Here is a 10,001-nt window from a genome sequence, read left to right as displayed (position 1 = left end):
TATTAACTTCACCTACACAAGCAGCGTCTATGCAGTGTGCTTTGGGTAATTTCTGCTTTCTGCGGTTAAATTTTGTTTGTCCCCCGCTAGATGTGATTACGGTCAACCCAGTAGTCTTTAAGGTATTAAACAACTTCCATCTAGTAGAATTAACTGCTGCTGCATCTTTTAATGGTCTTCTTGCTTGGGTTAGTATTCGCTTTAATAATTCTGGCTTTCCTGATAAGAATTCTTTGACATCTTGATTACTCTTAAGTTGGTTGCATTTACTACAGGCAACAGTTAAGTTAGATACTCGGTCTGAACCTCCTTTAGACTTGGGGTGAATATGTTCTATTTCTAATGGTGTATTTGTTTTACCACAATAAGTACATTGACGACCCCATTTTTCTAATAAATATTCTCTCAATTCATATCCTGCTAATTCCCCTTGCTGATACTCAGTACCAGAAATTTCTGGATTTTGAATCAATTGAGTATCAAAGCGAACCAGTTCCATTGAGATTGATTCTACTGGACAAAACTTAATTAATCGTTTGACCCAAGTCATAGTAGTTTCGACTCTGTGCATTAAAGAAGGTGCTAACCAACCAGTGGGCTTCTTTTTGTTGGGTAATCCTGGTTTACGGTATCTGAGGTTTTTTGTCCTTCTAGCTCTCCGTCTGCAAGAACGCTTAGAGAGTTTTTCTGAGATTAGGGAACCTCGATGTTGGATTTCTAGCATCCAGATTACCTTGTTTCCCTCTAATAGAGCCATCCCTGTAAATTTTGAGCCTGGGTCAATCTTGAGGGTTAAAGTTGTTTTTACAACTATTTTAACAGCTTTTTTGAGAATCAAAGTAAACGGAAAGCGTCGCCAGACAGCAGCTTTACCAGAATTTAACAATCTACGAGCAATAGAAGGTTTGCAAGGTTGTAATGGTTTTTTGTTTGTATCTATGACGAAAACGTAATTAGTGTTAGACATTGTGGTGTCTAGTCCTTTTCAGTAAAGTGTTCCTCGATTATGTTGGCCAGGCTTGTTAATACCCTAAACACTATCGGTATCAAACCCACTTCCGATTGGCGTACTTTAACGCTGTCCTTAATTTAGAGTGACCAGTACATAAGCTGGAGTTCACTTATGGTGGTCGTGACCTGCCAACGTAGTCAGTTAAGACTTAATCTGCAACCTTTGAGAGACAATTCCTAAAAATGTCTAGGGTTGGCTAGGTTTTTCAAAGGTGTCTTAAATTGGTTTGCATTTAAGTTACATATTAGACTTCTTGTGGAAGTCAGGGGTTGGCATTATCAATTAATGAAGTCCCTTCAGCATACTGCTGGACGATTCCTGCAAAAGTTAACTTTTATTATCAATTTTCCATAGTGTCCATGTCTAATGATTGGTTAACCCCTAGCCATTTAATTATGTTGGGGTTATTACTAAGTTTTGCGACCGCTCATAGTGGTTTAGCAGCCCTCCGACCGTGGGCCGAAACAAAAATTGGCCCTAGACCCTATCGCATTTTATTTGCCCTAGTCAGTCTGCCACTAGCAGTAATTCTGATTATTTACTTTTTCAACCACCGTTACGATGGGTTACAGTTATGGCAACTGCAAGGTATCCCAATAGTTAAGCCTATAGTCTGGATACTATCAGCAATTTCATTTATTTTCCTCTATCCCTCTACATTCAATCTTTTAGAAATTGCTGCAATTCAAAAACCTCAAGTCCATCTCTATGAAACAGGAATTATTAGGATTACCCGCCATCCCCAAATGGTAGGCCAAGTAATTTGGTGTATTGCCCATACTCTTTGGTTAGGGACAAGTTTTACCCTTGTTACCTCTTTTGGCCTCATAATCCATCATTTATTTGGTGTATGGCATGGGGATCGACGACTTCAACAGCGTTTTGGTGAATCTTTTGAAAAGTTAAAATTTCGCACATCAGTTATACCTTTTATGGCTATTATTCAAAGACGTCAAACTCTACAGTTACAGGAGTTTCTCCGATGGGCATATCTAGGAGTAGCTGTTTTTATTTTCTTACTTTGGCAAGCTCATCCACTACTAATCCGTGCAACTGGGAGCGTAGACTGGTAGCATGATCCCATGGATATAAAAAATTTAATTAATGTCAGATAGAGAAGCCATGCTTTTGTCAATTAACGAAAAAACTTTTAAAAAAGAGGTGTTAGATGCCTCTAAACCAGTTTTAGTAAATTTTTGGGCACCGTGGTGTGGCCTGTGTAAAATGATTGTCCCCCAATTAATTCAATTTCAGTCTGAGTGGAATGGCCATTTAAAGCTAGTAGGGGTAAATGCTGACGAAAGTTTAAAGCTTGCTAGTAAATATCAACTCAGAACTTTGCCTACTCTGATTTTATTTGAAAATGGCCAAATAGTGAATCGAGTGGATCATTTTCAGGTACGGGAAGACTTTCTACGGACATTAGATGCTTTTATGACCAGTTACCAAAAAACTCGTCTAACTCGACTTTTGGAACCTCAGTTAATGGGATGAAGAAAGTGTTGGGTAATTAATAATTAATAATTAATAATTAATAATTAATAATTATTGAAAATTGCTTGCACCAGTTTCTTATACATAGCATTTTAGGAGTTTAGCGAAGATAAAACGCTAATTGTATTGTTGCTGAGTTTTAAATAAAGAGGTTAAAACTAGAATTGAAGGGAATAATTATTTCCTTTGGAGCTAGTTTTAACCTCTTTCAGTTTTATAGCAGAAGAAGGAAGAAGGAAGAAGAAAGAAGGAAGAAGGAAGAAGGAAAAATCTTGTTTTGTCTGGGTTTTAAGAGGTTGTCTGAGAATTCCCATTTGCTACATCCAAGCCCCCTAAATCCCCCAAAATTGGAGGAATTTTAGAAGCAAATTGACTCTTCCCCCAAAATTGGGCAGGGCTGTTTCAAAGTATTGTAGATTAACGATTTAAGGAGAACGGAAGATGAGGGGATAGTGGAACAGTGAAATTTGCCAAAATTTGCCTATTTTGAGCGCCAATAAGCGTCTTTAAGCTCTGAGAGGATATTTGGTTCAATGCCGCTTAAAAGCCTCCATCCCCGTGTCTCCGTGTCTCCGCGTCCCCGCGTCCCCCTGTCTATCGAGAATGAAACAGCCCTACCCCAAAATTGGGGGGCTAGGGGGGCAAAATTCAGTATCAAAAAACTTTTCAGATATCCTCTAAGCTTTTGATATGTCTGCTCTCTTTGCTTCGACTGCTATATTTTCATTAATTTATAGTACTTAGTTCAGTCATCAGCTTTTTGATTTTTCTCTCAGTTAGGACTTACGCATATACGCTATATATAGTAGTTATAACTATTGTCCAATAGTTACTGGACTCTATATACAGTGTCTTTGCGTAAGTCCTGTCAGTGTTTAACTTGAGGGAGTTGATTACTGTATTTCATCAGTATAAAAATTCCAGACATTATGATTCAAAATACTCAAAAAATCAGCAAATTATTAGTCATAATCTTGGTGAAATTATCAATACTTTCCAGCTTGAATATTTCTGAAAAAGCTCGGGCATCTGAAAAGTTTACATTAGCCAAAAATTGGCAAAATGTACTATCAAAACCACCAAAACATTTAGTCAATAATCATCCCAATATCAAATCTACAGAAATAACAGAAAAATCATTAGTTAATCAGCCTTTTTTATTAGCACAAAATTATCAGGTGGGAGATTATGTAGAAGTGCTTTGGGAAGAAAACTGGTATCTAGGAAAAATTTTAGAAATTAATAATAATCAATATTGTATTACTTATCCTACTTATGATGATTCCTGGGATGAATGTTTAGGTAACGATCGCCTTCGTCCTATTCAAAATCAAAATTCTTCAGCAGAAAGCCTAAGACTAAATCAATATATAGAAGTTTTATGGCAAAATGAATGGTATTTAGCCAAGATTCTAGAAATTAAAAATAATCAATATTGTATAACTTATGTAGGCCATGACCGTTCTTGGAATGAATGTATTGATAGAGTTCGTATCCGCATTGCAGACCCTAGAAAAATTGATGCAGAAAGACTCCGGTTAGAAGGTTATCGTCGAAATACTAATACTAATATAGAACAACATAATTCAGAATTTACCCAAACAAATAGAGATTATTCAGTTAATGAATATGTAGAAGTTTTGTGGCAAAAGCAATGGCATTTAGCTCAAATTTTAGAGATAAAAAATAATCGATATTGTATAAATTATGTAGGCTATGACAGTTCCTGGGATGAATGTGTAGATAGCGATCGCCTACGACAAGTAAATTCTCGGAAAGCAGAAGCTGAAAGACTGAGATTAGAAGCCGATAATTTAGTAAGTAATGCTCATCAATATCAAAAAGGTTTAGAAACAGCTAAAAAATCTCTGAAAATCTATCAGGAAATCGGAGATAAATCTGGGCTAGTACAAGTTTTATCTAGTGTAGGATGGGCTTATTATTGGTTAAATGATTATGTTAATGCCATTGATTATTATCAGCAAAGTTTTGAATTGGCTGAAGAAATTGATGATGATTATGCAGCGACAGCCAGATTATATGACATATCAAAGCCTTACTTATATTTAGGAATTTATCATAAAAGTCTTGAGTATCAAAAGGAATATTTAGCCAGAGGAAAAGAAATTAAAGATACAGATATTCAAGCTCGTGCTTTAGAAGGAATTGGGGATATTTACTATTTTCAAAAAAATTACAAAAAAGCCATCGAATACTATCAGCAAAGTGCTGAATTGGGAAGAAAAGCATTCTATATTGGAGGTCTTTATACTGTTTTCGGAAGACATGATGAAGCAATAGATTTTTTTGAGAATATAGTTACTAATACAAACGATATTTATACAAAAGCTGCCTCCTTTAACCAACTAGGTCAAAACTATTTAGCTTTAGGAAATTATGACAAAGCAATTAATTACTTTCAGGAACAGTTAACCATCTCTCAAGAAATTCAGGAAATTCATGGAGAATCAGAAGCCTTTGAAAGTTTAGGTATAACTTATTTAGCAAAAAGAGATTTAAAACAAGCCGAAAAAAATTTACGTTCGGCAATAATAGTCAAAGAATCAATCAGAAAAAAACTAGGCGGTAAAGATTTATTGAAAGTATCATTATTTGAAACTCAAATAGATACTTATAATCAATTACAGAAAGTCTTAGTTCAACAAAATCAAATCAAAGATGCTTTAGAAATTGCCGAACGAGGTCGTGCCCGAGCATTTGTAGAACTATTATTTGACCGTCTCTCTTCACACACTATTACTCAAGCAAATATTGAGCCACCAACTTTCAAAGAAATTCAACAAATAGCTGCCGAACAAACTGCAACAATAGTCGAATATTCCATCATTGAAGAACAACTTTATATTTGGGTAATTCAACCAACTGGTGAAATAGCATTTCGTCAAATAGAGTTGAAATCTGTTCTAGAAAATAAAACTTTAAGAGACCTAGTTATAGATACTCGTCGGGCGCTTTTAGTAAAACCATACCAACCACAAATTCAACTCAAAAAACTGTACAAATTATTAATTGAACCCATAGCAGATATTCTCCCCACTAATGCTGAAGAATCAGTAATATTTATACCTCAAAAAGAGTTATTTTTAATTCCCTTTGTTGCCTTGATGGACGAGGGAGAAAAATACTTAATAGAAAAACATACTATTCTGACTGCACCAGCAATCCAAGTATTAGAATTAACCCACAAACAACGCGCTAAAAATAAAAAAGCAAATCCACAAAATGATTTAATAGTTGGCTTGCCCAGAAATAATAATCAAAGAGATTTAGTAGTAGGTAATCCCTCAATGCCCAAACTACATGAGCAACCATTAGAACCTTTAGTTGGTGCCGAAATTGAAGCCAAACAAATAGCTGATTTTCTAGAAACTCAAGCAATAATTGGTAAACAAGCAACAGAAAGCTTAGTCAAAAAACAAATGGAAAATTCACGAGTAATTCATATAGCAACTCATGGTTTACTGACAGATATTAGAGAATTAGGAATACCTGGAGCATTAGCACTTACTCCCGACAAAAATAATGATGGTTTCCTTACTTATTATGAAATTTTAGAACTAAATTTGAATGCAGAATTAGTAGTTTTAAGTGCTTGCGATACAGGTCGTGGAGCAATTACAGGAGATGGAGTAATTGGATTATCTCGCTCTTTTTTAGCAGCAGGAGCGCCTAGCATTATTGTCTCTTTATGGAAAGTTCCAGATGATGCAACCCAATTATTAATGGTAGATTTCTATCATCAATTAAATACTACTGATAATAAAGCAAAAGCACTACGACAAGCTATGTTAACTACTCTAAAAAAATTTCCAGAAGTAAAAAATTGGGCAGCTTTTACTTTAACTGGAGAAGCAAATTGAAAATGGTGGTCTACATTCGGCACGACAAAATGTAGCATAGAAGAAGGAGTCAGGAGACAGGAGACAGGAGACAGAATTTTATAACATACATTATGCACGACAAAATGTAGCATAGAAGAAGGAGTCAGGAGACAGGAGACAGGAGACAGAATTTTAGAACCTACATTATGCACGACAAAATGTAGCATAGAAGAAGGAGTCAGGAGTCAAAAGTAAGAAGTAAGAAGTTAAGAAGTCAAAAGTAAGAAGAAAATTATAGTGGTCAGTTAGCAGTAAACAATTTAGGCGCATAGTTGCGCAGAAAAATCAAAGGACTATTCTTCCTCCTAACTCCTCTATAAATTCCCATTTCTCCTATCTCCTGTCTTCTGTCTCCTGTCTCCTACCATCACCCACAAGACTTTTTCAGCAAACCCTAAATAGAAGCTGAAACCCTTTTGTCTTCCTCTGTTGCCTTCTGCCTCCAGCCCTTTGCCTTTCTTGATTAATTGCGCCAAAACGCTACATATATCAATTCAATTGAGTATAACTCTACATATAGCGTTGAAAAACATTCAATGTAAAGATTTGCAAAGAATTAGTATTTTGTAGCAACAGTTACAGAATTATTGGTTAATATAAAAGTGTAAGGGAAAAAACTTCCCACAACAGCCTAGCTTTAGGAAAAATTATGAGCGCGGTAATGCTTCAATGAGCTAATTTATTTTTTTCTTGCCATCTTCATCTCAACGTTGCTTGGAGGCCCGCGCTCTCCCGCAGGGGAGCGTTGGGAGGATGTCAATAATCTTTAACAAACAATAGTTAATCAAATAGGAGAATTAAAAATATGTCAGTAGAAAATCAAGCACGTTCATTAATGATCCGTCATCACAACCTAGTGAAAAATCGTCAACAGTCAATGCTGAACCGCACCGCCACAGAAGTCGGTGTAGAAGCAGATGAATATTGGGGAAATATTCAAGGAAAACCCCATCCTAGTTTTGTCACTACTTATGACCGCAGTCATGCTTCCATGAGTTAGAGTGAAAACCAAAAGTTAGCAACAGGAGAATTAAAAATATGTCAGTAGAAAATCAAGCACGTTCATTAATGATCCGTCATCACAACTTAGTGAAAAATCGTCAACAGTCAATGCTGAACCGCACCGCCACAGAAGTCGGTGTAGAAGCAGATGAATATTGGGGAAATATTCAAGGAAAACCCCATCCTAGTTTTGTCACTACTTATGACCGCAGTCATGCTTCCATGAGTTAAAGCGAAAACCAAAAGTTAGCAACAGGAGAATTAAAAATATGTCAGTAGAAAATCAAGCACGTTCATTAATGATCCGTCATCACAACCTAGTGAAAAATCGTCAACAGTCAATGCTCAACCGCACCGCCACAGAAGTCGGTGTAGAAGCAGATGAATATTGGGGAAATATTCAAGGAAAACCCCATCCTAGTTTTGTCACTACTTATGACCGTAGTCATGCTTCCATGAGTTAGAGTGAAAACCAAAAGTTAGCAACAGGAGAATTAAAAATATGTCAGTAGAAAATCAAGCACGTTCATTAATGATCCGTCATCACAACTTAGTGAAAAATCGTCAACAGTCAATGCTGAACCGCACTGCCACAGAAGTCGGTGTAGAAGCAGATGATTACTGGGGCAATATTCAAGGAAAACCCCATCATAGTTTTGTCACTACTTATGACCGTAGTCATGCTTCCATGAGTTAGGAACATTGCCTCAAAAATTGAATAATGTTTTTGACTCAAGAGTCGCAGCTTCCCTATCTGAGATACCCATCAAAGGAAGTTGCGACTGTTTTTTTTATCTTCAAATGAAAATCTACATTTATGATATAATATCATGTTCGGATAATCAGTTATAAAAAAACTTTATCCCTTTTAATCCTTTCTTCCCTTCTGCCTTCCCCTCCTGGGAGGGGTTAGGGGTGGGTTGCCTCCTGCCTTCCTTCCTTCAAAGTGTAAGTATTCAACCGGACATGATATAATACCCCCAAATCATTTATAATTGCCAGTCAGCACAATTATCAAATAAAGGAAAGAAAAATGTCAGACTGGCAAGTAATTACTGGTGGGGTAACAGCTCCCAAAGGATATCAGGCAACAGGAGTTACTGCGGGGTTAAAACCCTCCGGGGCACCAGACTTGGCCTTGATTTTGTCAGATGTAGACTCGATCGCAGCTGGAGTCTTCACGACAAATCAAGTACGAGCTGCTTGTGTGGACTACTGTCGGCAACAGCTAGAAGCTAAACCAAGTGCTAGGGCAATTTTGTGTAATTCTGGGCAAGCAAATGCTGGTACTGGAAGTTTAGGTTTGCAGGATGCTGTGGAAAGTGCGGAAGTATTGGCTAAAGCACTCAATATTTCTCCAGAGTCAATATTATTAGCTTCTACAGGAGTTATTGGCAAACGAATTAAAATGGATGCTCTCAAAGTAGCAATTCCCGAGTTAGTCTCTACAGTTTCTACGGAAGGGGGAGAAGCAGCAGCAAAAGCTATTGTCACTACAGACTTAGCCACAAAATCAATTGCTCTAGAAACTCAAATGGGCGATCGCCCGGTGCGTATTGGTGGTATTGCCAAAGGTTCTGGTATGATTCATCCGAATATGGCAACAATGCTGTCTTTTGTGACTTGTGATGCAGCAGTTTCTCCTCCATTATGGCAAGAGATGTTAACTAGAGCAGTTAATCGTAGTTTTAATCAAATTACTGTTGATGGGGATACGAGTACTAATGATACAGTAATTGCTTTGGCAAATGGTCAGTCTCGCACCTCTGCTATTACTAATGTGGGGGCGGAGGCGGAAAAGCTGGAGGCGATGTTGACAGAGGTTTGTGTATATTTGGCAAAAGCGGTCGCTCGTGATGGAGAAGGAGCAACTTGTCTGATAGAAGTTCAGGTGACAGGAACATCTGATGAAGCATCTGCCAATCAAATTGCTAAGACTATTGCTGGATCTTCTCTTGTAAAATCAGCTATTTTTGGTCGCGACCCCAACTGGGGAAGAATTGCCGGAGCTGCTGGTCGCGCTGGGGTGAAGTTTGAGCAGGAGCAGTTACAGATCAAGTTGGGAGACTTTTTGATGATGGAAAACGGTCAACCTTTAGATTTTGACCGAGCTGCTGCTAGCGAGTATTTGAAGCAGAGGGCAGCGGGAGAATATCTCAAGGATGATACTGTGTTAATTTCTGTCAAAGTTGGGGATGGTGTTGGTAGTGGAAAAGCTTGGGGATGTGACCTGAGTTATGATTATGTGAAAATTAACGCTGATTACACTACCTAATAATTAGGGTTTGCTTATGGAAAGTCTTTTTTCAGGAGTAGGGGAGCGGGGGAGTAGGGGAGTAGGGGAGTAGGGGAGTAGGGGAGTAGGGGAATAATTTTTTTTTTGCTCAACTATGCGCCAGAAATGCTAACTTTTTGAGCATGAAGAGCTCAAAAGCAAGGTATTATATCATGTTCGGATAATCAGTTATAAAAAAACTTTATCCCTTTGAACTCTTTCTTCCCTTCTGCCTTCCCCTCCTGGGAGGGGTTAGGGGTGGGTTGCCTTCTGCCTTCCTTCCTCCAAAGTGTAAGTATTCAACCGAACATGATAT

At 37.5% G+C, this 10,001-nt stretch carries 9 protein-coding genes; 8 read left to right on the top strand and 1 reads right to left on the bottom strand.

Translation table 11 applies throughout. The features are described 5' to 3' along the window. A partial coding sequence (gene iscB / locus F6K54_RS32205) for an RNA-guided endonuclease IscB (protein ID WP_293087110.1) occupies window positions 1-967 on the bottom strand: 967 nt, incomplete at its 3' end. A 404-nt stretch (window positions 968-1,371) separates the two neighbouring features. On the opposite strand from iscB, the gene F6K54_RS32200 reads away from it, so the two are divergent. The 8 genes from F6K54_RS32200 to argJ all read left to right on the top strand — a co-directional run bounded on the left by F6K54_RS32200 (window position 1,372) and on the right by argJ (window position 9,685). Beyond that, window positions 1,372-2,085: an NnrU family protein gene (locus F6K54_RS32200; RefSeq protein WP_293087116.1), complete on the top strand. Its 714-nt coding sequence runs from the start codon at window positions 1,372-1,374 to the stop codon at window positions 2,083-2,085. A gap of 49 nt (window positions 2,086-2,134) precedes the next feature. Further along, window positions 2,135-2,506 carry a co-chaperone YbbN gene (locus F6K54_RS32195; RefSeq protein WP_293087113.1) on the top strand — a complete coding sequence of 124 codons (372 nt, stop codon included), beginning with the start codon at window positions 2,135-2,137 and terminating at the stop codon, window positions 2,504-2,506. A gap of 929 nt (window positions 2,507-3,435) precedes the next feature. Continuing rightward, complete coding sequence (locus F6K54_RS32190) at window positions 3,436-6,387, top strand: CHAT domain-containing protein (RefSeq protein ID WP_293087107.1); 2,952 nt, start codon at window positions 3,436-3,438, stop codon at window positions 6,385-6,387. 826 nt (window positions 6,388-7,213) lie between these two features. Then, a complete protein-coding gene (locus F6K54_RS32185) occupies window positions 7,214-7,408 on the top strand; it encodes a hypothetical protein (protein ID WP_293087104.1) in 195 nt (64 codons plus the stop codon). Between the two features lie 38 nt (window positions 7,409-7,446). Next, window positions 7,447-7,641, top strand: a complete 195-nt coding sequence (locus tag F6K54_RS32180; RefSeq protein ID WP_293087104.1) for a hypothetical protein — start codon at window positions 7,447-7,449, stop codon at window positions 7,639-7,641. A 38-nt stretch (window positions 7,642-7,679) separates the two neighbouring features. Beyond that, entirely contained in the window at window positions 7,680-7,874 is a 195-nt protein-coding gene (locus tag F6K54_RS32175) for a hypothetical protein (protein WP_293087104.1), read from the top strand. 38 nt (window positions 7,875-7,912) lie between these two features. After that, the gene (locus F6K54_RS32170; protein ID WP_293087101.1) at window positions 7,913-8,107 is read left to right on the top strand and encodes a hypothetical protein; all 195 of its coding nucleotides are present in this window, start codon (window positions 7,913-7,915) and stop codon (window positions 8,105-8,107) included. A 336-nt stretch (window positions 8,108-8,443) separates the two neighbouring features. Continuing rightward, the gene (argJ, locus tag F6K54_RS32165; RefSeq protein WP_293087098.1) at window positions 8,444-9,685 is read left to right on the top strand and encodes a bifunctional ornithine acetyltransferase/N-acetylglutamate synthase; all 1,242 of its coding nucleotides are present in this window, start codon (window positions 8,444-8,446) and stop codon (window positions 9,683-9,685) included. Window positions 9,686-10,001: the final 316 nt, after the last annotated feature.

It is taken from the genome of Okeania sp. SIO3B5, from assembly GCF_010692555.1.
Lineage (GTDB): Bacteria > Cyanobacteriota > Cyanobacteriia > Cyanobacteriales > Microcoleaceae > Okeania.
The sequence above is the reverse complement of the archived record's forward strand: the minus strand, read 5'-3'. Positions and strand labels throughout refer to the sequence as shown.

Coding starts and splice junctions, on each gene's coding strand:
- F6K54_RS32175 (WP_293087104.1), top strand. CDS start 7,680: ATGTCAGTAGAAAATCAAGCACGTTCATTAATGATCCGTCATCACAAC.
- F6K54_RS32190 (WP_293087107.1), top strand. CDS start 3,436: ATGATTCAAAATACTCAAAAAATCAGCAAATTATTAGTCATAATCTTG.
- F6K54_RS32170 (WP_293087101.1), top strand. CDS start 7,913: ATGTCAGTAGAAAATCAAGCACGTTCATTAATGATCCGTCATCACAAC.
- argJ (WP_293087098.1), top strand. CDS start 8,444: ATGTCAGACTGGCAAGTAATTACTGGTGGGGTAACAGCTCCCAAAGGA.
- F6K54_RS32185 (WP_293087104.1), top strand. CDS start 7,214: ATGTCAGTAGAAAATCAAGCACGTTCATTAATGATCCGTCATCACAAC.
- F6K54_RS32195 (WP_293087113.1), top strand. CDS start 2,135: ATGCTTTTGTCAATTAACGAAAAAACTTTTAAAAAAGAGGTGTTAGAT.
- F6K54_RS32200 (WP_293087116.1), top strand. CDS start 1,372: ATGTCTAATGATTGGTTAACCCCTAGCCATTTAATTATGTTGGGGTTA.
- F6K54_RS32180 (WP_293087104.1), top strand. CDS start 7,447: ATGTCAGTAGAAAATCAAGCACGTTCATTAATGATCCGTCATCACAAC.